The 22555-nt window shown below is 54.9% G+C and carries 28 protein-coding genes; 25 read left to right on the forward strand and 3 right to left on the reverse strand.

The window, feature by feature from the left end; genetic code table 11:
* Nucleotides 1-708 precede the first annotated feature (708 nt).
* The 25 genes from H7698_RS13810 to H7698_RS13930 all read left to right on the forward strand — a co-directional run bounded on the left by H7698_RS13810 (nucleotide 709) and on the right by H7698_RS13930 (nucleotide 18906).
* Nucleotides 709-1449 (forward strand): PH domain-containing protein, encoded by a 741-nt coding sequence (locus H7698_RS13810; RefSeq protein WP_194691722.1) that lies wholly within the window; start codon nucleotides 709-711, stop codon nucleotides 1447-1449.
* A gap of 237 nt (nucleotides 1450-1686) precedes the next feature.
* Complete coding sequence (locus tag H7698_RS13815) at nucleotides 1687-2568, forward strand: HNH endonuclease (protein ID WP_235992830.1); 882 nt, start codon at nucleotides 1687-1689, stop codon at nucleotides 2566-2568.
* A 203-nt stretch (nucleotides 2569-2771) separates the two neighbouring features.
* A complete protein-coding gene (locus tag H7698_RS13820) occupies nucleotides 2772-3770 on the forward strand; it encodes a hypothetical protein (RefSeq protein ID WP_194691723.1) in 999 nt (332 codons plus the stop codon).
* Between the two features lie 149 nt (nucleotides 3771-3919).
* Nucleotides 3920-4597, forward strand: coding sequence for a hypothetical protein (locus H7698_RS13825; RefSeq protein WP_194691724.1), 678 nt, complete (start codon nucleotides 3920-3922; stop codon nucleotides 4595-4597).
* Nucleotides 4598-5057: 460 nt separating this feature from the next.
* Nucleotides 5058-6266, forward strand: coding sequence for a tyrosine-type recombinase/integrase (locus H7698_RS13830; protein ID WP_194691725.1), 1209 nt, complete (start codon nucleotides 5058-5060; stop codon nucleotides 6264-6266).
* Nucleotides 6263-7255, forward strand: a complete 993-nt coding sequence (locus H7698_RS13835; protein ID WP_194691726.1) for a hypothetical protein — start codon at nucleotides 6263-6265, stop codon at nucleotides 7253-7255. The genes H7698_RS13830 and H7698_RS13835 overlap by 4 nt, the downstream gene beginning before the upstream one ends.
* A gap of 256 nt (nucleotides 7256-7511) precedes the next feature.
* Entirely contained in the window at nucleotides 7512-7721 is a 210-nt protein-coding gene (locus tag H7698_RS13840) for a helix-turn-helix transcriptional regulator (RefSeq protein WP_194691727.1), read from the forward strand.
* A 1-nt stretch (nucleotide 7722) separates the two neighbouring features.
* A complete protein-coding gene (locus H7698_RS13845) occupies nucleotides 7723-8025 on the forward strand; it encodes a helix-turn-helix domain-containing protein (protein WP_194691728.1) in 303 nt (100 codons plus the stop codon).
* Nucleotides 8022-8696, forward strand: coding sequence for a KilA-N domain-containing protein (locus tag H7698_RS13850; RefSeq protein ID WP_194691729.1), 675 nt, complete (start codon nucleotides 8022-8024; stop codon nucleotides 8694-8696). Before H7698_RS13845 ends, H7698_RS13850 begins: the two co-directional genes overlap by 4 nt.
* A 475-nt stretch (nucleotides 8697-9171) precedes the next feature.
* Complete coding sequence (locus H7698_RS13855; protein ID WP_194691730.1) at nucleotides 9172-9417, forward strand: hypothetical protein; 246 nt, start codon at nucleotides 9172-9174, stop codon at nucleotides 9415-9417.
* A 2-nt stretch (nucleotides 9418-9419) separates the two neighbouring features.
* Nucleotides 9420-9725, forward strand: coding sequence for a hypothetical protein (locus H7698_RS13860; protein WP_235992832.1), 306 nt, complete (start codon nucleotides 9420-9422; stop codon nucleotides 9723-9725).
* Nucleotides 9722-10015 (forward strand): hypothetical protein, encoded by a 294-nt coding sequence (locus H7698_RS13865; RefSeq protein WP_194691732.1) that lies wholly within the window; start codon nucleotides 9722-9724, stop codon nucleotides 10013-10015. The genes H7698_RS13860 and H7698_RS13865 overlap by 4 nt, the downstream gene beginning before the upstream one ends.
* Nucleotides 10012-10257 (forward strand): hypothetical protein, encoded by a 246-nt coding sequence (locus tag H7698_RS13870; RefSeq protein ID WP_194691733.1) that lies wholly within the window; start codon nucleotides 10012-10014, stop codon nucleotides 10255-10257. Before H7698_RS13865 ends, H7698_RS13870 begins: the two co-directional genes overlap by 4 nt.
* Before the next feature lie 53 nt (nucleotides 10258-10310).
* Entirely contained in the window at nucleotides 10311-10598 is a 288-nt protein-coding gene (locus tag H7698_RS13875; RefSeq protein ID WP_194691734.1) for a hypothetical protein, read from the forward strand.
* Nucleotides 10591-10818: a hypothetical protein gene (locus tag H7698_RS13880; RefSeq protein WP_194691735.1), complete on the forward strand. Its 228-nt coding sequence runs from the start codon at nucleotides 10591-10593 to the stop codon at nucleotides 10816-10818. Before H7698_RS13875 ends, H7698_RS13880 begins: the two co-directional genes overlap by 8 nt.
* Complete coding sequence (locus H7698_RS13885; RefSeq protein WP_194691736.1) at nucleotides 10815-11696, forward strand: toprim domain-containing protein; 882 nt, start codon at nucleotides 10815-10817, stop codon at nucleotides 11694-11696. The genes H7698_RS13880 and H7698_RS13885 overlap by 4 nt, the downstream gene beginning before the upstream one ends.
* Nucleotides 11683-13485 (forward strand): DUF927 domain-containing protein, encoded by a 1803-nt coding sequence (locus H7698_RS13890; RefSeq protein WP_194691737.1) that lies wholly within the window; start codon nucleotides 11683-11685, stop codon nucleotides 13483-13485. The genes H7698_RS13885 and H7698_RS13890 overlap by 14 nt, the downstream gene beginning before the upstream one ends.
* A gap of 336 nt (nucleotides 13486-13821) precedes the next feature.
* Complete coding sequence (locus tag H7698_RS13895) at nucleotides 13822-14130, forward strand: hypothetical protein (protein ID WP_194691738.1); 309 nt, start codon at nucleotides 13822-13824, stop codon at nucleotides 14128-14130.
* On the forward strand, nucleotides 14127-14732 hold the full coding sequence (locus tag H7698_RS13900) for a hypothetical protein (protein ID WP_194691739.1): 606 nt from the start codon (nucleotides 14127-14129) through the stop codon (nucleotides 14730-14732). The genes H7698_RS13895 and H7698_RS13900 overlap by 4 nt, the downstream gene beginning before the upstream one ends.
* A 111-nt stretch (nucleotides 14733-14843) precedes the next feature.
* Entirely contained in the window at nucleotides 14844-15194 is a 351-nt protein-coding gene (locus H7698_RS13905; RefSeq protein ID WP_194691740.1) for a hypothetical protein, read from the forward strand.
* Between the two features lie 3 nt (nucleotides 15195-15197).
* A complete protein-coding gene (locus tag H7698_RS13910; RefSeq protein WP_194691741.1) occupies nucleotides 15198-15818 on the forward strand; it encodes a tail assembly protein in 621 nt (206 codons plus the stop codon).
* Nucleotides 15815-16423, forward strand: coding sequence for a tail assembly protein (locus H7698_RS13915; protein ID WP_194691742.1), 609 nt, complete (start codon nucleotides 15815-15817; stop codon nucleotides 16421-16423). Before H7698_RS13910 ends, H7698_RS13915 begins: the two co-directional genes overlap by 4 nt.
* A gap of 560 nt (nucleotides 16424-16983) precedes the next feature.
* A complete protein-coding gene (locus H7698_RS13920; RefSeq protein ID WP_194691743.1) occupies nucleotides 16984-17949 on the forward strand; it encodes a hypothetical protein in 966 nt (321 codons plus the stop codon).
* A 59-nt stretch (nucleotides 17950-18008) separates the two neighbouring features.
* Nucleotides 18009-18437 carry a hypothetical protein gene (locus tag H7698_RS13925; protein WP_194691744.1) on the forward strand — a complete coding sequence of 143 codons (429 nt, stop codon included), beginning with the start codon at nucleotides 18009-18011 and terminating at the stop codon, nucleotides 18435-18437.
* Between the two features lie 106 nt (nucleotides 18438-18543).
* Nucleotides 18544-18906, forward strand: coding sequence for a hypothetical protein (locus tag H7698_RS13930; RefSeq protein ID WP_194691745.1), 363 nt, complete (start codon nucleotides 18544-18546; stop codon nucleotides 18904-18906).
* A 137-nt stretch (nucleotides 18907-19043) separates the two neighbouring features.
* Here H7698_RS13930 and H7698_RS13935 read toward each other — a convergent pair whose 3' ends face one another.
* From H7698_RS13935 to H7698_RS13945, 3 genes are all read right to left on the reverse strand, one after another.
* Nucleotides 19044-19820, reverse strand: coding sequence for a hypothetical protein (locus H7698_RS13935; RefSeq protein ID WP_194691746.1), 777 nt, complete (start codon nucleotides 19818-19820; stop codon nucleotides 19044-19046).
* 361 nt (nucleotides 19821-20181) lie between these two features.
* Nucleotides 20182-21186: an HNH endonuclease gene (locus H7698_RS13940; protein ID WP_208525697.1), complete on the reverse strand. Its 1005-nt coding sequence runs from the start codon at nucleotides 21184-21186 to the stop codon at nucleotides 20182-20184.
* A gap of 472 nt (nucleotides 21187-21658) precedes the next feature.
* Nucleotides 21659-22384 (reverse strand): hypothetical protein, encoded by a 726-nt coding sequence (locus tag H7698_RS13945; RefSeq protein ID WP_194691747.1) that lies wholly within the window; start codon nucleotides 22382-22384, stop codon nucleotides 21659-21661.
* Between the last annotated feature and the right edge of the window lie 171 nt (nucleotides 22385-22555).

The following is a 22555-nucleotide window of genomic DNA, read 5'->3' on the forward strand; positions in this document are numbered from 1 at the left end:
TACTTATTCAGACAATTGCGTACAGATATTGCGACGGGCAAATTGCAACTGACACTTGACCGCTTGAGACCAATACTATCAAGCCGATTAACTTTTACAAGGGGGCTAATTTGCCAGCCAGTACATCAAACACTAACTTTCAGCCACTTTTAATAGAAGCGAAACTGGTTCTCTCCAGGACTTATAGGCTGAAAACCATCTTTTACGGAAAACCCCTATAACTCCTGGGCAGGATGAATTCATCTTGTTTGCCCCTGGAGCTATAGGGCGAAATTGAACGCACTCTTGCTGATATCGAACGAAAAAAAATCCAAAATATTTTTTCGAAAAGGCGAATATCGTCCTGAAAATTGCCCACTGACCCCGAAGAGGCGTTCCCAATGCCCTCAAGTCAGCGTCAGCGCAGAGGTGGACGTGATGACCGATTGCGAATCCACCGCCAGGGTTCCAACGCTGTCGTCGCGACGGAAATCGGAGTTGACTCATTCTGCCCAGGAGCTATAGGCGAAAAGACGGTACGCATCTTCGATTTCTAATTCCAAAATTGAATTAAAATAATAATTTAAATTCTAAATAATCATACTAATAATGACTGCTATTTTTCGTCTCCCAAGATCCGAACTCAACTCGATGCCCGACGCGTGACTCTGGCGTACCCACGTAGAGCTATTGGCTTTATGTTTTGTGGAGATCACGATCAATCGAGTCTTGGCCGCCATAGACGACCAGATGGCACTGGGCTATCGTCGCACCTTGCGGAGTGGGGAGGTCTGGAAAAATACCTCCTTATGGATTATTGGCGGTTTGACGCCCAGGAATAAATCTACGATTAAGGAAATTGATTTGGAAAATTTAGAGAAGTACGCAGAACTAACACGTAAAGCAGACTGGGAGGCCATTTGCGAACTAAACGACGTAAGACTTGATTCGTTTGGAACAAAAAAAGAAATAAAGGTGCTAACCAACCATCTTGAAGCTGAGGAGGTTGTGTTCGCACTAACATCTGGGATCGTCAAGCACTCAGATAGCTCTAACTCGTCCGACTTTGGCAGCAATACTTGGCTGGCTGTTCTCACCGATCAGCGGTTTCTATTCTTGGATTGCGCTATGCTGACCAACTCAGTAGATACTCAAAGCATCCGCCACGATCGCGTTCAAGCTGTTTCCTCATCCCAGGGGTTTCTGCTAGGAAAGATCATGGTTGACTTAGGTAGTAGAGTTCTCACAATTGACAATTGCCAGAAAGCAACCGTTTCTGTAATGGCCACGCTTGCTAACCGGTGGTTACAGGAACTCAACACACAACGCCAATCATCATCCTCTCGGGTAGAAGTTCAGCAAGAGTCCCCGCTAGATACGCTCACCAAGCTCGCAAACCTACGTGCGATGGGAGCCCTCACCGACGAAGAATTTAATACGGTGAAGGCCAAAATCATCGCTCAGTTTTAGTCGATCTCGGCCGCCGCGAAGGCATGTGGCAAAAGTAGTCGGATTCGGTGGGGGAATGCTGATGAGAATGTGCCCTTTACAAGCGCCTAGCGCGGTACGACCACTGGAAAGCATTTCTTGCTTGCTCAAATGTCACGCGGTACGCGCGGCGTGTCGCCCCCACCCGTTCCGGTACTCCTCCGGTATCCTCGGCACGGTGTTATCGCTAAGGTGCGCATGAATTGAAGAGTGAGCTTTATGGGTAAATTATTGAGTATCCGAGATGTAAAGATTTCCCTTGAAAGACGCGGATTTTTCCATGTAAAGCAGAGTGTCTCTGATGGCAAGGTCATGCGTTTTGATCATGTGCTAGCACCTTATCCGGTTTATTTGAAGCAGAGTGTTAGTCTGAATCCGATTCAAAAAGTCCCTTTGATCATCCATCCAAGTTTTTCTGACCAGCTTGCAGAGCTAAGAACAATTGCTGGCGTTTTTTTTGGTAAGTACCTTCTGGCCTTCAGTAGCAACATGGAGGCGTTTCCTAAAAAAATAAATGATCAACCTCGGAATGGCCGAAAGCCAGGCCAGGTGCCCGAACCCCATGGTATCGAGCTAGGTTTTGAGCATGAAGCAGCGCTCGATGAGTTTGTGGACTGGCTTACGGCACAACGGTCGTTTGATTCCGCAAGTAACGCAACGTCGGTGGCTGGTAGGCAAGCGGCCCCCACGCAGGACTCACTGCTTCCGCTAACCGAAACAGAGCGTGAAGCCATAATCAAGGCACGTATTGGCCAAGGCATGTACCGCGCTGCCCTGATTGATTATTGGGGCAGTTGCTCAGTTACAGGTTGCGCAAATCTGAATATGCTCCGTGCCTCCCACGCTAAGCCTTGGTTTGCAGCCACATCATATGAACGACTCGATCCATTTAACGGGCTGCTGTTAACCCCAAACCTCGATCTAGCCTTCGACCAAGGGCTGATCAGCTTCAACGACGACGGCCAAATTCTCATCAGCAACCAACTAGACGAGCAAAGTTGCAGTGCACTTAATGTGTCGCCACATCTACGCTTGCGCCAAATAGAACCGCGCCATCGTGTTTACCTTGCCTGGCACCGTGACTATTTATTCAAGAAGTAAGCTTGTAGGAGCCCGAGAGGGGGATGGATAGCGCGTTGCGAATACGCCCACCCCTCATCTCACCAGCGTGCTTCTGGGGTCGACCTGCCACCTTCTCTCCATGTGAGTCGCCGAATGAAAGTCACGCGACATACTCGGCCCTCACCTGGCCTCAAAACTCCACATCTGTTCAAATCATGGCTCAGGAAGACAAGGAGGAAACGTTGAATAATCTGTTCATGTACGCCGCGAAGGAACTCAGCACGGATGCTTTTCTAGCTTGGTTTTTCAAGGAATTGGAAGTCAACCCAGACATCGCGGGTTACCGTTCCCAGGTATTTCAAGCTCTGGGGCTCATTGCCGAAGGCGAAACGCCCGTAAAAATTGAACCGGTGCTCCAATCTGGCAACGTCGATTTAATCTTGAGCTTTGAAGTCAACAACACAGCCCGTAGCATTCTGTTCGAGAACAAAACCTCATCCACCTTTCATTCTGATCAACTCAATCGTTATCGGGAGCGCTTCCCGGATTGCGACAAGTACATCTACTTTAAAATCGGCTATATCGACACCTGGGAGCGGCAGAACCTACAGGGCTATCAGCTGATATCTGCCCATGATTTCCATCAAGCGATTGGCTTTTTAGCGCCATACCACCCAATCATCGATCAGTACTGCGCGTTCCTGAAAGACGCCTGGATTTCTCGGGAAGAAAAGGTATTCGAGAGTTTAGCCATCTCCTGCCCAACCGCGTTTCAAAGCGCTATAGGTCAACGGCACCTCATCGGTGAGCTCTACGACCAGCTCAAGAACAGTGACCCTTTTTTGAAATTCAAGAAAGGCGTCAACATGAACGGCACACCGTGGACTCAGCTAGATATTTGTCGGCGTGAGGGTTACTACGAAGGCAAAAACGAGACATTATTTTGGAGAGTGGATTCGCGCGCAGGGAGAACCTATCTGCGAGTCAACCAGTACGCGGCCATTCCCATGGATCGACCTGACACCGTTGCCCATAAAAAGCGACGCCTACAAGCGTTGCGCCAGCTAGCAGCCGATATCAGTACGAATTACGATTTGAAACCCGGCAAGCTTTCTAACAAGGGCGTCAGAGAAAGCGAAGTGATCATTTTTTTCTTTGACGAGAACCCGTACGGAGATCTAAAACAGCTCCTGCCAGAGCTCAGCATTAAGCTCCAATCGGTTTACTACGGATTGGACTAGCCATTTTTTAAATGGGCAAATTCACCAATGCCTTTCAGCTCTAGCCATGAACTTGCGTACAAAGTGTGCGCGTTAGTAAGGCAATCGACCTGTTCGGGATACGATGCCCGTGGGGCTTTATCATTTTGATTTCGACATTGGAGCAGGGAATGACTGGTGGAGTTGAGACAACACTGAAGGCCATCGAGAGTCTCAAAGCCATACCCGCATGGCTCCTAGCAGGCATTTGCCTTTCTATTGCAATGGTATGGTTCGTTCCTGATTTTCAAGGATTGCTACCGTCAAACCTGAAGCCTTGGCTACCGCTAGGCTTTTTTGTTGTGTCAGTACTACTGCTATGTCTGCTCACCAGCCAGTTGATCGCGGTGGTCATCGCAAACCGGATCCGCACCGCTGAGCGAGAAAAACTAAAGTACAACCATCTCTATGGCCCTCTCCGAACGCTATTACTCGATTGCCACATCTCCACAGTGACAGGAGTCGGTGCCCGTCGCTTCAGTCAAAGACTGAAAAATGCATTCGAAGAACTCAGTGCATACAAGCGATACAAAACCGGCATACGCATGGCATTCCGTGCTCTTTTCGACAAGCAAGAGTTTCAGAGCTCGGAGGTTGAGTATGGTGATGATTTCCCACTCTCCAAAATCTCAAAACTAGCAATAGAACAAATTCAGTACGCAGACGAAGGGTTGCTCAATGCTATTAAGAGGGCTAAGAGATCGCAGTATGAGGACCCGAGTGAAGGATCACTGTTAACCGAGGCCGAGTACGCGCTTTCGGTATGGATCTACGAACAATATCGCCGCCTTTCTCGAAAATTTGACTGACGAATAAAATACTCTCTCTTTGTCACGCGGTACGCGCGGTGCGTCAAAAGCTAGCCTCAATCGCCCACCACGCTCCGGTGCTCCTCCGGAGCGTCCGGAGGGTTTTGAAGCCATCTGGCCCGTTTCTGGCCGGAAATGACCGCCCCGCTTTTCAGATCGGGCCAGGAACTCCAGGCGTTTCTCCAATGCGGCAGGGCTTTCACAGGTTTTGAAAATCCCCGTGTCGGCGGTTCGATTCCGTCTCTGGGCACCACCTTTCGTTTCCAGGTGATGCCAAGCACACCCGGAAGCACACAAGAAGCCCGCCTCGTGCGGGCTTTTTGCTTTCTACGGTTCCCAACCGTTCCCTTGTAAGCCCAAACATATGTGAGTAGATTCGTGAGTAGATCCAGTTCGGTCTACAAATCTACTCACACCTCCGCGGCAAAAGCCCGGCTGGTGCGGCCTGCAAGGAGGCTGCGTGCCACTCTCAGATACCACCATCCGCACCGCCAAGCCGAAGGACAAGCTTTACCGGCTGACCGACGCCAATGGCCTATGCCTTGAAGTAACCACGACCGGCTCCAAGCTGTGGCGTTATCGTTACCGCTTCAACGGCAGCGCGAAGATGTTGGCGCTCGGCGCATACCCTGCGGTCACCCTTCTGAAAGCCCGTCAGCTTCGCGATGGAGCGCGCCAGCTACTGATTGAGGGCACCGACCCCGGCGAGCAGAAGAAAACGGCCAAGCAAGCGCAGAAGGTCGAGGGGCTGACTTTCGAGACGCTGGCGCGAGAGTGGTTTGCCTACAATGCTCCCCGCTGGGCTGAGAGCACTACCTACAAGGCCAAGCTGTATCTGGAGAATGATTTGATTCCGGGTATTGGGGCCCGCCCGGTAAAAGCAATCACCCGGCCCGATCTGGTGGAGCTGGTGCGCAAGGTGGAAGCCAGGGGCACACTGAATGCCGCCGGCAAGATCCGCCAATGGCTACACCAGATATTTCGGTATGGGCTGGCTAAGGGCGTCGTAGAGGTCAATCCGGCCACCGACCTCAACGTGGTAGCTGCGCCAACGAAAGCTGCCCGTCATCACCCGCACATCACTTTTGCCGAATTGCCCGAGCTCTTGGCCAAGAGCGAAGCCGCGAACATCCATTCACTGACCCGGCACTCCATTCGCTTGCTGGCACTAACGGCCGTTCGCCCTGGCGAACTTCGCCAAGCACCCTGGGCAGAGTTCGACCTGGATGCCGCTCTGTGGACAATTCCTGCCGAACGCATGAAAGCCCGCCGCCCTCATATCGTCCCTCTACCCCGCCAAGCCGTTGCCATTCTCCGCCAGCTCCAAGAGCTCACCGGGCGCTATTCATTGGTCTTTGCGGGCGCCAACCCTGATCGCCCTATGAGCGAAAACACGGTGAACAAAGCACTGCGAGTGATGGGCTACGAAGGCCGGCAGACCGGCCATGGTTTCCGCCATTTGCTCAGCACCGAGTTAAATGGCCGCGGGTACAACAAGGATTGGATCGAGCGCCAGCTGGCCCACGGTGACAGCGACGAAATACGCGGCACTTACAATCATGCGGCCTATGTGTCACAGCGGAGTGAAATGATGCAGGCGTGGGCCGACTCAATCGACGCCCTGTGCGCCGGCGCCAATGTAGTCAGCATCAAACGGGCAAAATCATGACGTATGACCATTCCGAATGGGAAAAGGATAGGCAGTGGTGTAAGAAGAAAGCCAAGGAGGTTTGCAACCTGAGCCCTCAAGACTTTGCCTTTATCGACAATCGAATCAGCGAGCACTTAAAAGAAAAACTCAGACATTGGGCAGCTCATGAGTGGTGGAGCTTGTTCGGCTCACAGGGACACGATCTGAGCACCCCAGAGCACGAGTCGAAATTTATCGAAACCCTAGACAAGATTTTCGTTTACCCCGCTCCCAGTAGCTTTTTAAATCCCCCCTCCCACAATCGACAAAAATATGTTGTCACCGGAATCGCAAAGCGCGGAGGAGCTCGCCAAAAGATCGAGTTTAATGCTCCCCCGGTCGGACGTCTTTTGGAACTCATGCTCTATGGATTCTTTAACTTTGAGGGGCGATGGGTTTTTCTTAGTCGCCTTGATCAACTACCAAATGAAACGAAAAAACCACAGCGGTGGCATGTACTTGAAGAAGGTATTCAGCCGACAGACAGACTGGGCGTTCGCATAACCGTAAAAACCGGCTGGAAGGGACGCCACCACCCCCCACCAAATGCTGCATTCTCAAGCCTACCTAATGCGAGTAAAGAGTATGCGGCGACCGATCACGGCTCACCAGGCACCCACCAAGAGTGGATGGAAGGTCTGGCAGACGATCTTTGCAAAGGCTCACCCTACTCAGAGCCGACGATCAGCCTAGAGCTTGCAGGCGAATATCCGATGGAGAGCTATCCGCTTGCTGACCTCATCGCCAACGGAAAGCGCGTAAGTGGCATGCGTGTAGAACCAATCAACGGCGACCACTTCGACTGCCGTCCAGAAAACCTCATTTCCCGATCAAGTCGTGGACGCAAGATGCTTTGTAATTCCTGCCACAAGCAAACAACAGCTAAAGACTCTGGTCGAGTGAAAGACTCCACCGGTTCGACATTTAGAATTTGTCGAGCGTGCCAGGCGTGGGCAGCGCGCAGGTGAAAACGATCAAATCGGCCTCAGTAAAAAGACAGCAGGGGAGGAACGGGAAGAATAGGTATTGCATGGGATGTAGGGTTTAGAGTATTTTTGGCCCTAGTGTGTGGTAATTGCATCAAAGAGATAGACAACCGGCCTTTAAGCCGGTTTTTTTTCGCCTGAACAATTCCACTGACACCAATAACCCCGCCATTGTGAGCGGGGTTTTTCATTTCTAGCCCGCCACCGTGCGGGCTTTTTTGTGTCTGGAGAAAAGCCCATGAGTGTTAACACCCTTCGTCGCTTTATCAAACTGGCCGAAGTCAAAGCCCTTACCACACTCTCAACTTCGGAGATTTATCGACGCATAGCCGCTGACGCCTTCCCTAAACAGGTGGTGCTGGGACCGAAGTCGGTTGTCTGGATCGAGGCTGAGATTTTGGGCTGGTGCGAAGCGCGCATCGCGGAAAGCCGAGTGGAGGCTGCATAAAATGCAGACAAAAAAAATGGCTGACCAACAGGCCAACCAAGAAAATACTCACGTAGAGAATACCAGCGGATCGGCACAACGCGCTCGACTATTGGAGCGCCTGCAAGCCGGCCCGATTGACACCTTCACCGCCATGCGCGAGCTGAACATAGTTCGACCAGGTGCTCGTATCAATGAGCTGCGCGATATGGGCCACCGAATCATGACGCAGCGCCTCACGCTCACTGACGATCAAGGCCGCTCGCATCGTGGCATGGCTCTCTACTACCTCAGCACTAACCCACCGGCCGAGGTGACAGCATGAGTTCGAAAATAATTCCCTTCGACTACCAGGGCCAAGCCGTCACCTTCAACGCCGACGGCTGGATCAATGCAACTGAAGCAGCCACTCGATTCGGTAAAGAGCCGGCGCAATGGCTTCGCCTCGAGTCGACCAAGGAATACTTAGATCGGCTTACCGAGCGCATGGAAAAAAGTAATGTGGGGAAATCACACATTACTCTGGTAACGACACGACGCGGCAATACCGCATTCAGCGGTACCTGGCTGCATCCAAAGTTGGCGGTGAAGTTCGCCCGTTGGCTCTCTGTCGACTTTGAGATTTGGTGTGATGAACAGATCGACGCACTAATACGTGGCGACCAAGGCGCATGGCAACACGCTCGTCAGCAATCAGCCGTCGGCTACCGCGGTCTTTGCGACGCCCTGTCGATCACCATCGCGGCCAAGGGCAAGACACCCCAGCGGCATCACTTCATGAACGAGGCCCGGCTAATTAACGAGGTCATCACAGGGGTGTTCGCCGGCAGGAACCGTGACCAGCTCAACGACACGGAGCTGGCTTTGGTGACACTGGTTGAGGTTCGCGACGTGCTGCTTATTGGCCAAGGCAAGGACTTCGCCACCCGCAAGGCTGAGCTGCTGGCCTACGTCCGTGAACTGCAAGACAAACGCATTGGAGGGCAGGCCGCATGACCAATCCACCCATGGTTACCGCTGGCAGGTCGATAACTACCCTTGCAAGCAATCGTAGGGGCCGGTATGGTTTGCCTGTCGCTGCAAATTCAGCGACCGGGTTTTGCAGCCCGAACATCGTTAGGCGCATAAGCGCCACCGTCTCGAAAGCTGGCGCTTTTTTCATGGCTGCTATTTCGTTTTATGGTGGCTGTGCGTGGGGCGCTTTCGAGCGCGCCGGGTTCCTAACGTCCCGGTCTGCAAACCTGCGCACAGCCGCCACCCAACTCTGTTTTGCAGCAGGTAGTGGCGGCTCCTCAACGTTAGGAGCCGTACCCGTGAAACACGCCCTCATTCCGTCCGCAATTCGCGCCTTTGCCCACCGCCGTATGGCCCTGAGCGCTCTCCGCGCAAACTCGTCCCTTTCTGTTCGTCTCGCCCGTTACAACGCCCACATGGCCATCGTCCGCATTCTGGAATCTGTCGGAGGTGCCGCATGACTGCCGCCGCCCGTTCCGCGCATCGAGTTGCCAGTGATGCCTTCGAGCATCTGAGGGGCTGTCAGGAGGTTTTTCAGCAACTTGAAGCACTGCTGATCGCCCTCAAAGAAACCTCCCCGCAGCACTCTAACCAGTCGCGCCTCGCCTCACTTGGCGCATTCGTTGCCATGGATCACGCCAACTCGGTGGATTGTTTCATTGAGGACTATGAGCACCTGCTGGTTGAAGGGGACGTGCAATGAATATGCAAACTCTGCCTGCCGCAGTGTTCATCGAGGGCGAGGTGCTGCGTGACGCCGTTCTGAATGCTCAAGAAATGTGTTCGATGAATTTCGCCCGGGAGGAGTTCGACAAGCTGGTGCGAATTCTGGTGCCGCTGATCGATCCGATGATGTGTCGTGAGGAAAATGGTGTTGCTTCCGATATTGCTCGACACATCGAGCAGATCCGCATCTTCAGTGGCAATTTCTGCTGGCGTCATCGTCACCTGGGCGCCTCCTATGGGGTAGTTGGCAAACGGAGCGGAACAGACAGCGGGGGTGCGCAATGACTATCGCTAATGCCTCTCTCCTCGCCACGACACCCCTTGTGCTTACTGAAACGCAACGCGCTTTGTTGGCGGAGTTGATCATCGATGAGCAACGCCACGCGAGCCGCTGGTGGACGCACTTGAACGAAATGCGGTGGCGTAACGAGCTGCCCGAATGGGCGAATGCTGCGGGAGCGGGCGGCCACCCTGAGTACGGCCTGTGGTGTGAGAGCAGGAAGGCATTGAATCAGGCTCTTTTCGGCTCAGACGACCCGGGCGCCGATCGGGATGTTCGGGAGATCGCGCTATGAGTCGGCCAAGCCTGTACGTCCGCGATCTCGTTGATCGTCTCGACTTTTCCCTGCTCACCGTCACCCAGCTATCGCAGATCCTGATGGACAACGGCTCCTACAAAGGCGCCAGCGATCTGGATGAAGCCCCGCAAATTGACGACCTCGGCGAATCCGCGATTCAGTCCGCAATCCATCTGATTGCTGATATGGCGAGACGTGATCTGCATGAACTGGTTTCTGATTTGGAAATTCCAGCATGACGTTTTCAAACCACCCGCGCAGTGCGCCGACGCCCTGACCTAAGAGGTTAAGCATGAAAATTCAAAACGGCGCATTTGCGTCGACGGAATCGGCTTGCCCGAAAAAAGCCACCGAACTGTTTTACGTCACTCACCCGAAGGTGCCCAAGGCGCTGCTGGGGCCATTCTTGACCGAGGCCGACGCCGAGTGCGGGCGCGTAGTTATGCGTAGTGCTGGCGCCCAAGTGACGGCCTGCCTGGTTGATTCAATCGACGACATTACCCACTGGCACGGCGTGAACAATGGCCAGGTCTGCCGAGCCTTTGCCGACGCTAATCGCCGGGAGGTCCACCATGGGTAACGTGACCCCGATCAAGCGCAAAGGTAGCGGCGTGCCGCCCACCACAGGCGCGCACATCGATAGCGCCAGCTATGCGCTGCTGGTGGAAACCCTGATTGGCTTTCTGGAGCTGCGCATCAAGGAAGGCGACCAGGGCCGCCACTGCGATGAACTGGAGCGTTTGAACCAGAAACTGGAAGGCTTGGCCAAGCGGTTCACCCCACCGAAGGGGGCCGCATGACTGACGCCACGATCCTGTTCCGTGACGCACTTCAGGCCGTGTATGGCCAGCTCGACTGGCTTCCTCTGGCCGACGGCACTATCCACCGGTTCCGTGTGCCGGAGGATAAGCCCGGCTCCCTCAACGGTTGGTATGTGCTGTATCTGGACGGCATTGCATCCGGCGCATTCGGCAGTTGGAAAGCCGGTGGCGCCAGCACTTGGTGTAGTCGTGAACCGGTGGACGCTCGCGAGGCCGCGCAGGTCCGCGAGCGAGTTGATCAGGCCCGGCGCCAGCGCGAGGCCGAGCAACACCGGCGCCAGCAGCAGGCCGCCGAGAAGGCCAACCACTGGTGGCGCAATGCTCGCCGCGCTGCGCCAGACCACCCATACCTCGCAGCCAAAGGAGTTCGCTCCCACGGCTTACGCCAGCGCGGCGCCGATCTGCTGATCCCGCTGTACCTGGATGGGCGCTTGGTCAACCTGCAACGAATTGCCCCGGACGGCGCCAAGCGTTTCTTGCCCGGTGGCCGCGTGAAGGGCACCTACTCGCCGCTGGGCATCATCGAGCCGGGTTCTGTGCTTTGCATCTGCGAAGGGTGGGCGACGGCTGCCAGCCTCCACCAGCACGGCGGCTACGTCGTTGCGGCAGCCATGAACGCCGGCAACCTGATCCCGGCTGCGATGGGCCTTCGCACTCGCTACCCGGGCCAGCCAATCGTCATCGCCGGCGACGACGACCGCCTCACCAACGGCAACCCAGGACGCAAAGCGGCAAACGCTGCGGCGGCAGCCGTGGGCGGTCAAGTGGCTTTCCCTGAGTGGCCAGAAGGCGTGCCCGATGACCTCACCGACTTTAACGACCTCGCCAGCTGGAAACTCGCCAATGTCCAAGCCTGACACCAACGTGATCAACCTTCGGCCAGATGCCGCGACCATTGCGCCTGATCGTCCCTGCTGGGCGGTGTACGAGCATTGGGTGACCAATGAGAAAGGCCGCAAGCTGCGCCCGGGTGTCTATTGGCACAGCTTCAAACGCGCCGCCGCCGACCAAGACGACGCCGAGGGCGATACAGGCGACCGGCCTATCACTGATGAATGGATCTCCAGCCCCGTCACGGTTGTGGCCCGCACCACCAATAGCGACGACGGCAACGAGGGACGGCTCCTGCGCCTAGTCACTGAGGGCGGTATCAAGGAATGGATCATCGCCATGGAGGTTTTCGGCGGCAGCGGCGAGGACGCCCGGCGAGCCCTGTTCGGCATGGGCGTCATTATCGCCCTCAAGAAGCGCGGCACCTTCATGGAGTACCTACTCGACCAGCACCCCGCCGAGGTGTTCGCCACTACCTGCCGGCCGGGCTGGCATGAGTCGGGAGCGTTCGTGCTACCCGGGCGGACGATAGGCAGTGCCAATGTTCGGTACCAGGCCAGCAACAAAGCCCAGGTGCTGTTCAGTCGCCGCGGCGAGCTGGCGCTGTGGCAGTCGGAGGTGGCGGCCAAGTGCGCGGGCAATCCGGTACTGACACTGGCGATCGGCTGCTCGCTGGCCGGCCCACTGCTGAGTTTGGTCGGCGTACTGGGTGGCGGTGTTCACCTGGTGGGCGACAGCTCGAGCGGCAAGTCGCTGGCGCAACTGATCGGCTCGTCGGTGTGGGGTGACCCGGGCGTGTTCGCCGCCAGTTGGGACATGACTAAGGGCGGGCTTGAGATCGAAGCGTCGAGCCGTAACGACACCATCCTGCCCTTGGACGAGATCAAGCGCGCCGACCCCAAGCGGGTACAGGAGATGGCCTACTCGCTCGCCAACGGCCAGGGTAAAGGCACCATGACGCGCGAGCGAGAAGCCCGGGGCAAATTGAGCTGGCGCCTGCTAACACTCTCCAGCGGCGAGCGCTCCCTCTCCGAACACGCCGCCATTTCCGGTAATGCCGCCCACGCTGGCGCCGAGTTGCGCATGGTCGATGTGAACGCCGGTACCCGTACACACCGGGCCTTTGACGAATTGCACGGACTTGAGGGAGCGGACTTTCACCGGCAGCTCACCGTGGCCGTCGGCACCCACCATGGCCACCTTGGGCCAGCGTTCGTGGAGCGCCTGGTCGCCGCCGACGATAAGCCCGGCCTGCTCAATGACTTTGACGGCATCCGCGCCCAGTTCGTCGAGGACAACGCCCAGGCCGGCCGCGTGGCTGACCGGTTCGCCGTGATCGCGCTGGCGGGCGAGATGGCCATCGCCTACGGCCTGCTGCCTTGGGAGCCGGGCACCGCCCTCGCCGACTGCCGTTTGCTCTATGGCGAATGGCTCTCCCGTGTGGGTGGCGGTAACGCAGAAGACCGCCAGATCCTGGCCGGCATCATCGACTTTATCGACAAGCACGGCAGCAGCCGATTCTCCGATGTCGACGCCACGGAGGTGGACGCCAAGGTGTTCAACCGCGCCGGTTATTGGGAGCTGGTGGCCGGCAAGCGGCTCTATCTGTTCAACAAGTCCGCGCTGATCGAGGCAGCCCACGGGTTCGGCCTAACCCGCGTGGTCAAGGCGCTTGAGGTGGGTGGAGCCCTGGCCAAGCGCGACACCGACCGCGATAGCCGCAAAACCAAAAAGTACCGCATCCCCGCCGGCGGATCGGCGCGCCTGTACGTGATCGACCCAGAAGCCATGGACAGCGAAGGGGGCGGCGTATGACGACCCTCTCCACCAGCTACGAATGCCCAAGTTCACAGGAACCTATAAACGTGGGGAACAGGGGGAACGGGGGAACAGCCAGTAAAGCCGTGGCCTGTAGCTGTTCCCCCTTTTTGAATGTATGGGGAACAGGGGGAACACAAACATGTTTTTGAATATAAGCGGCTCCCCGTTTCTGAGCATTTGGTTATCACTGTTCCCCACAAAAAAACGTGGGGAACAGAATCCCCCTCTGAAAGCCCCGGAAACATTGGCTGTTCCCACTGTTCCCCCGTTCCCCCGATTTTTTTCTAGAGACACATATTGGCAATGGAGCAATCAGGCCGAGGTGGCGCGATGAGTCTGCTTTCCGGCCTGCTCGATCACATGCCGCCAGCCGTTACCGGTACAGACTCGCCAAAAGTGGATAGTCGGCCTCGCCCGCGCCTGGTGCTGGCCAACCGTGCCGAGTTCCCTCCTCAGTTCGTGGCCGGCCCGCACGCGAGCGCCGCCACCGCCTCATCTGAATGGCGCCACGCCCGCGACCAATACCTCAACCACATCATGGTTTGCCGTTCCTGCTACGCGCCCACCGGCCGCCATTGCACGGCTGGCGCCCACCTGCGCGACAGCTACGACAACACACCTATGGAGGCTCGCCCATGAGCACCAGTCTCGTTATCGACCTGCTGGACATTGCCAGGAAGCCTGGCGCCAGCATGAGCACCAGCTTGATCACCACACGGAGGATCTGCCGCATCTTCGGGGCGCGGGTTGATTCGATCCGCATCGAGCGCCGGGCAATACGCCGCGAGGCCGGCAAGTTGCGCCACTACGTACCCTTCACTGCCGCCAAGATTTACGAGATTCAGCAGCAAGCCACCGAACACCGCCGCACCGAGTGGGAAGACCTGCGCACGGTACTCGCCGCATTCGGGCGATCGCTGGTGCTGGACACCGAGGGACTGGCCAACGGCCTGGGGTTTGATCGTCTGTGCGATCTGCTCGCGATCAACACCGTGGAGCGGGAGACGGCGCGCAAGGAGGGTTTGGCCAGCCTTGCCGACCTGGTGTTCGCCTATGCGCTCGAGGATAGCGCCGCCCGCCGAGGCCAGGAATGGAACGACGGCCCACTGTTCAACGCCTGCCAACTCGCGACCGCGAATTTCATCAGGGAATGCCCGGAGCACCTGCTGCCCGATCCGTTCGCACCTGGTGCCCCGTTCGGCCCGAAGTTGCCGCCCACCCTGAGCATCGTAGGCAAGTAAGCGACCTATTCCGCGACACGTTTTCGTTATTCGCAAAACGTGTCGCGACATTGAGCAACAGCACCGGGCACCAGCCCATCAATGGCGCCAAGGCGTCGAAGGAGGAAACACATGTCACACCACATACGCTTCGCCGCAGCGTGCAAGACCACGGATTTCACTACTGACCCCGGGACAATTGGCGGGTATGTCGTGTGGAACGTTCAGCGCGTGCGGGACGGTGAAAGGGTTGATATCGAGGGGCCTTTCTTCACTGAGGACGAGGCCCGGATCTCGGCCGAACTCATGCGCATCGAATACCGCGGCGCACGGGCTTACCAGTCGACGCACTGCTCGGCCTGGAATCCAGACGTGAAGCGAGAAATCGCGATCCGAGACGATGCAATGGCCGCACGCATGATCCTAGCTGGTCAGCTCGGCATGGAAACTCCAAAACACAGCGCCCAAGGCGCCCAGGGGTAACGTATGGCAATGGCAACAGATTTTGGTGACAAAACCCGTGTTCTGCTCGGAGGGTCAGCGGGAAAGCTGTTCGGTCGCGAACACTTTTTCGAGCTATCCACCGGCGATGTACGCGAAGCAGTCAAGGCGGTCGACGTCAATCACCCGGGGTTTGCGAAATACCTCGCTGATGCCAAAAGGAAAGGTCTCGAATTCGCGATTTTCCGGAATCGCCGGAATATTGGGGGGAAAGAGCTCGCGATGGGAGGGGCCGCGGAGATTCGCATTGTCCCGGTGATCGCCGGCAGTAAGCGAGCAGGCTCATTGCAAACGATCATAGGAGTTGCGCTCATATTGGTTGCCACTATTGCAACAGGAGGCGTCGGAGGATTCGCCGCCGGCGGCGCCTGGGGAGCGGTGGGAGCGGCGGGCGCCTCCATGGCCATTGGCGGCGTAATCCAAATGATTAGCCCGCAACAGGGCGGACTGGCCAAGAGCTCATCCCCCGAAAACGCACCCTCATACGCCTTCGGGAGCGCTCGAAACACGACAGCCAGCGGTAACCCCGTCCCGATCTGCATCGGCGAGCGAACCTGGGGCGGCATGATCATTTCCGCATCAATCTACGCGGAGGACAAAGCATGAGCAGCTGTCTTAATCCGCCGATCAGAACCGTAAAGCTCTATGGTCAGTTGCGGCAGTTCGGGAAATCGTACCCGCTCGCTGTGCGCACGCCTGCTGAAGCCATCAAGGCGCTTTGCGTGCAAATCCCGGGCTTCGAGCGGTTCATATCCAACGCGAAATCTCGAGGCCTTGTGTTCGCTGTTTTTCTGGGCAAGAAGAACATCAGCGAGGCCGAGCTCTGCTATCAAGGTGCTGGCGACATCATCATTGCGCCCGTGATCGAGGGCAGTAAGCGCGCCGGTATGATGCAGACGATTATCGGTGTCGCGCTGATAATTGTTGCAACCATCGCCACGGGAGGTGTCGGCGGGTTCGCCGCGGGTGGGGCGTGGGGCGCCGTTGGCGCGGCAGGCGCATCGATGGCTATCGGCGGCGTAATTCAGATGCTGAGCCCTCAAGCCGGGGGGCTAAGGACCAGCGCAGCACCAGAAAATCAGCCTGGCTACGCGTTCGGCAGCGCCAGGAACACTACGGCATCCGGTAACCCGGTACCGCTCTGTATCGGCAAGCGTCGGTGGGGTGGCGCGATCATTAGTGCCGCCATTTACGCCGAAGACCAGATGTAGCCCAGCCGGTGATACATTCGCCCATTTCCAGGAGAAGAAAATGCAAAGGATTATCGCAGTCGGCGTGATCGTGATGGCACTGGGCGGATGTACCACCTCACCCCAGGAGATGAGGACAGAGGGGCCGCTGAAGTCCTTCACCACTTCTAAACCAGAACAGCAGGTGGCAGAGTGCATTCTATACGCTTGGCAAAATGAATCACTGGCTGGGGCTCATTACAACGTAAGTCTTCAGCCGAGGCCGAGCGGCGGCAAGTCAGTGGTGAGCGCAAACAACAGAGAAATGGCAGACGTGATCGGCAGCAAGGAGTCAACAAAGGTCCAGTTCTTTTCCAGCAGCAGCATGAGCTGGATTTCAGACCGCCGCGTGGCGAGTCTCAAACCCTGCTTGTAGCTGGTAAAGGCACCCCCCGACAGAGACCATATGATCCCACTGAGACTATATGGTCTGTATCACCGAAAGGATTTCGTGCAAGCGATTGCTCCACTTAAGCCGGTATCGCAGGCAGATTGGTAAGAACCTCGACCAAAACAAAGTTCGTTTGTTCACGGAGAACACCATGTCGATGATGAAAAATGCGGTCGATTCGATTTGGATCGGTATGGAAGACTTCCACGACGACGATCCTCGACGAGCCGTCTCGGCCATCCGTAACTTTTATGCTGGCATCCTCCTGCTCTTCAAATGCAAGCTGCAAGAGCTAAGCCCCGAGGGTTCAGAAGAGGTGCTCCTAAAGAAGAATATCCTTCCAGTAATCAACCCAGCGACAGGAGAAACGACATGGATCGGATCGGGAAACAACACTGTCGAGGTTAGGGACATCAGAGATCGGCTGAAGTCTCTAGGGGTCGAGGGCATCGAATGGCATCGCTTGGAGAACCTTCAGAAGATTCGAAATAATATCGAGCACTACTACAGCAAAGATCCCGTTGAACGAATGAAGGAGGCTATTGCAAGCGCGCTTCATTTGATTATTCAGTTCTGCAAGCCTCATCTGGGAAAAGATCCGGTACAAGTCTTAGGCCAAGAGTGCTGGGATTTGCTTCTCGGAGTGGCGTCTCTCTATGAGGCGGAGCTAAAAGCCGCAAAGGAAAGCCTTGAGTCTGTTGATTGGCCATACCCCGAAGTCGAGGACGCCATTGATTATATGAGGTGTCCTGACTGCGACTCACAGCTCATCAAGGTTGTAGACCCCACAGCTCTTGGCGCTGCCATCGAACTCGTTTGTAGCAGTTGTGGGTCAAACTCTTCATATGAAACCGTCATCACCGCAGCCTTACCTGAAAGCATGGAAGGTGCCAACTATGTGAGCGTCAAGGATGGAGGCGACTCACTTATAGAGGCCTGTCCTATGTGCGGAGAGGAAACATTCCTAGTCGAGCAAGGGGAATGTGCCGTGTGCTTTTCAGAATTGGAATACCAATCATGCAAAGTATGTGAAACGGGTTTGAGCGTGGATGAACAACATTTCGAGGGTCTGTGCTCATACTGTAATTACAAACACGACAAGATGATGGCGGAATAGATGCCACCGCTGGTAACCATCCGGTAACCAGCGGTGGTAACCAATCAAGGAAGTTGAAAATGAGTGCGGATGAAAGAAGTGTTCAGCTCCACAAAAGCGCGAGCACTGAGACTGCGAACTTTGATCGATTCGTTCTGGGTGCCTCAATGGCCGCTTGCGCCTATCTCGCGCAGACCATGCCCTTCGGACCTATTGGCGTGAACGTGTCCACGATGTACCTGGCAACCCTATTTATGATGGCGCTGAGCGCAGTATTCGGATTCCTCCGGATTGAGGCGACGATCACCACGACAAACGCCAACTCAAGCTATCTACACATGATAGAGATGGGGCAGTTAAACGACGCCTCCATGCGCCGGCTTGCGCATGCGGCAGTTGAAAAAGTGGCTGATCGAACAAAGACGATGTACGTGCTGCGTAACCTCACGATGCTGTTTTCGTTCGTCTGTTACATCGCAACAAAGGTCTATGCCACGTACCCCGCGTGACGTCCCTTGCTCCCACAGTGACCACTGTTAACAGGCAGTCAGCCTGATCTCGAGCATCTATTAACTGGTGACATCGCGCCACTTCAAGCCAACCAACGAGAACAGAATGAGCACAGAAACACATACATCAGTCCGTTTAACACTTTTCAAGCATAGCGCTGGGTCATTCTTGGCAGCCTTAGATGAGGCCCAAATCCCCCACGGGCCCATCCATATGTTTTCAACCACTCCCCAAGGTTCGGGACTGGTTGAAGCGATCACTGCCCTATCAGAAGCTATGCCTTGGAATGCTATAGCGAAAGTTGCGGTTGCGTGGATTGAGGCAAGAAAAAGCCGAGAAATAATCATTCATACAGAGACCGGTGAATCGATCCAGGCAAAAGGCTATTCGGCTTCTGAAGTTCAAAAACTCCTGCAAAAATCGACGAACGTTATCGTCATTGATACGAAGCCTGTAGATGAGTCATAGCAAGCCGGTTAACGTAGGCTCGTGCGTTAGAAGGGGCTTTGTCACGAAGTCACTCGCCGCTCACCACCCCTGACAATTGTTAACAGAGTGGCGAATTGGTAGGTCGCTCAATAGCATTCAAGCCACAGCCAGCAGCATTAAATACCTAGGCGACGCCGCTCATCATCTGACAATGGATTTGTTAGCGCTTCACGATATGCCGCTTCGCACTTTTCGAAGAAAGCACGATGAAATACCTGGAGCGCAATTCCGGCCATCGCACCGAACCTAACCCAAAATATATAGCGAACCGCGCCTAGCGTAAGTGAACTTCGGAAGCTTGCAGGAAGCTGTGTTTTTGAATCTACAGGCACGATAAGTCCTCCGTGCCCAGCGTACTTATGCTCACCGAACTGTTCATGGAAGGTTTCATACGTTGGATCTGCATCAATGTGCAAAAATACGGTATTCCTATCTGCTCGGCCTACGGCGAATTCACTTACAGCTAATGGGCGCGGGCCGCCCGACTCTGCAACGTGACAACACAGGAGTTTGGCAAAGTATCGGAATACGTTGAGGTACGGCGCGGAGTGCAGATCATATTGTGGCAAGCTGAATACTGATTCCGGAGCCTTTCCTTGCGAAAGCAACTCGGAGACCAAGGCGTGAAACCGGTCAAACTCGTGATCAGGGGCTTGGGTTTGAGTACTGTTACACGAGGCGCAAATGCGAGCCGCGAAATGAAAAGCTTGGGACTTTGGACCTTGCGCGCTACGAGGAGTGCTTGTGCCATCAAAACTGCCGATGACCATAGAATCTTTCCCAAAAATATTTCGCAAAACAGAAGCTTTTACCTTGTGTTCTCCCGTTAGGGATTCAGAGGAACCACACAGGCAACAGCGGTCAGCTTGGTATGGCTCGAAAAAAATTCCCATCGGAAGGCTCCTATCTAGAGAGATTTGGGGTTGTCAAAGATTCAAGCCGCCCCCTAGGAAGCGCCATGATAGCCTCAGTGGAAGCATTTGAAATTTGTCCCGTAACTGGCAGCAAAGACCAATCACCAACTCCTTGACCTCACTGTAGTACGCTTCCCGGCAATCACTCTTGCGGCGACTCGCCGGTATTCTCCTCGATTCCCGCTGCCATCCTCCACGACCCAATGTCAGGTTTTGTCGCGCCGATCCGATGTTGAGTTTTGATAAGTTGCTGGCGCTGACCAGATCGAGCGGTATCCACTCAGGTATCCACGGTTTGGCTATGCGAATTGCAATTTCCTGTTAAAGCAAAGCTAGGGCGTTACGCTCCCCGCTTTAGATCAAAAGCCTTGTTATGAACGCGCAAAAAAGTGCCAATTTCTCTCGAATCGGAAGGTTTCATTTCCCCTAACTCAAGCCTCCTTTTTTTTAGTTGAAAATGCTTGTCCAACATTGCCGCATACTTCGGATTAACCTCCAAGGAAAATCCACTCACACTTTCCCGAAAGGTTATTAGATGACTATCAAAAAGTTTGTCGATGTGACTGGCCAAAAGAATGCCGTTGCAGCCATTTCGGTGCTCCCCGTCTTCACATTCGGCCCATGGTTTGATGTGTGAGGCGATCAACATCTCGGGCACGTCGATGCCAGTTAGAGCACAAGCCTTACTCCCCCAAACTCTCATGACGTTTTTCTTGAACTCACCTTGGCCTAGCCGACACATCACCTCTCTTGCAACCGACGCATCTCTAGATTCGTCGCGAGTCATTTCTTCAATGTCTTTCTCTAAGGACGATCTGTACTGATCACTAGTAGCTATCATCTCGTCGTAGAGCGCTTTGTAATCGTCCCACACAAGCTCTAAAGAGGTGATTTGGCTTCCAATGAAGGTGTTAAATGTATGCCCCTCAGGAAGCATTGTTTTTGTAATTTCTAGCGGTGGCACGAGGGGAATAAACGCCTCGATCAAATATTTACGCCGCCCCGGCTTATCGGTTTCCTCCTCCTTCGTATATCGATAAATTCCGTGAAAAAAATAACGTTGCTTCTTATCTGCGCTTCCAGAAACCACATGTATCAGGTCTCCGGTGCTGATGGTAGTTGGCCTTGCGGAGTACATCGCGACCCCGTTGAACTCGCCAAACTCACTTAACGCATCTTTGTTGTAAAGGTGTCTGTTCGCCATAGACTTCTGTCCTTCCATAAGAGTGGCCCGCGTGATGGCATGCTCGCGGCTCCTGAAACCGAGCATGGCACGCGTGACGGCAGCATGACGACAATCAGTTACACGTGACAATACAAAACCGCTCCGGATCTTCAGCACCATGACCACTATCCCTTAGTCACTGACGCATCTAATGCCCCTTTGCGAAAAAAACCCACGGAAGGCCCGCTCCAACTGTCTACCGGCATGTTTTCGCACAGTGTTTCGCGCACGTCCGTCGCGCACCTGGTCAATGCGCGAAGCCATCGCCCAGCAAGGTTTCACGCAGTGTCTTCACGCACCTGGAGTGCGCGAACGTTCCGTGGCAGAGAGCTGTGTGCCGATGGTACGCAGCCAGGTACGTACGATCGGTAAGCGCCCGCCGATGCGTACCATCACCAAGTTCGCACTGAGGTTCGCACTTCTGGTTCGCACCCTCTTACGCGAAGCTGGTGCGAACCCGGCCAGTGTTTACCACGCTGGTTACCACGGAAAGTTACCAGTGCAAGCGGTTGCCAGTCGCTGGTTTCCACTCTGGTATCCACGGTTTGGGATTTGCGAAATGGATACATACAGGGAGGCACCACCGGTACCGCTATAGCTTGCTTTGGTAAAACGCCCACCATGCGACTGATTCGCTGAGCAGACCCTGCAAATCAGCTTCTGAAGACATCCCAGATTTCAATGAGGCTCGAAGCTCTTGAAACGTGTTGAACGACAAGGCGCCTAATTTTGCCTGGTCATTCATCATCTGCTCCATCTGGTGTTTTGTCGCTGCTGAGGCGTGTTCCATATTTCTCAGCATATCCAATGCCACTGCAAGCGATATAGCAGGATCTCTATTCCACAAGCTCTTGCGTTCCATAAAATCTTCAATAGCAGGCCCGATCTTGGCCTCACAGAAAAAAATCACCACGGTCAAAAAAGGCGAGAACCGTATAAAGCTCTTTCCGCCAATCGCTGTAAGCGTTGGGGGAGCCAGCGGACAAATCGTGCCATTTACTTCGACACCAGCACCCGTAATGTCTGCGCCTCTATGAATCATCGCGTGGCGTAGGAGCCGAAGGTACTGAAAGTTATTCTTACCCGATTGCCCTCCGTATCCATCAAGTGCGATTTCGATACAATCATTGAATGATTTGTCAAAATCGCTCAGAAGTTCGATTGCGCTGACAAGATATAAGAAATACTCACCATAATATCGGCGGGCGTTGCCGCTGAAACTCGCGGCGTTTAACGATTCAAAACCTCGATAAGCTTCTACTTTTCGAGACCAATACCAATCGAGGCCATCAAGTAATTCGCCGTGCTTATCGTTCATCCAGAGAACCTCCTTAGGGGATTGGTGCTACTTCGTCACGACCATCGTAGATGATTGGAGAACCAAGCAGTGAATGGCACCCCGCCTATTTGCGAAACAACCTCATGGACGGTTCGCGTCAAGTAGTGGGTCGACGCGTATTCGCGCAGTCTTTCGCGCACGCCCGTCGCG

It is taken from the genome of Pseudomonas sp. p50(2008) (assembly GCF_015351605.1).
Lineage (GTDB): Bacteria > Pseudomonadota > Gammaproteobacteria > Pseudomonadales > Pseudomonadaceae > Aquipseudomonas.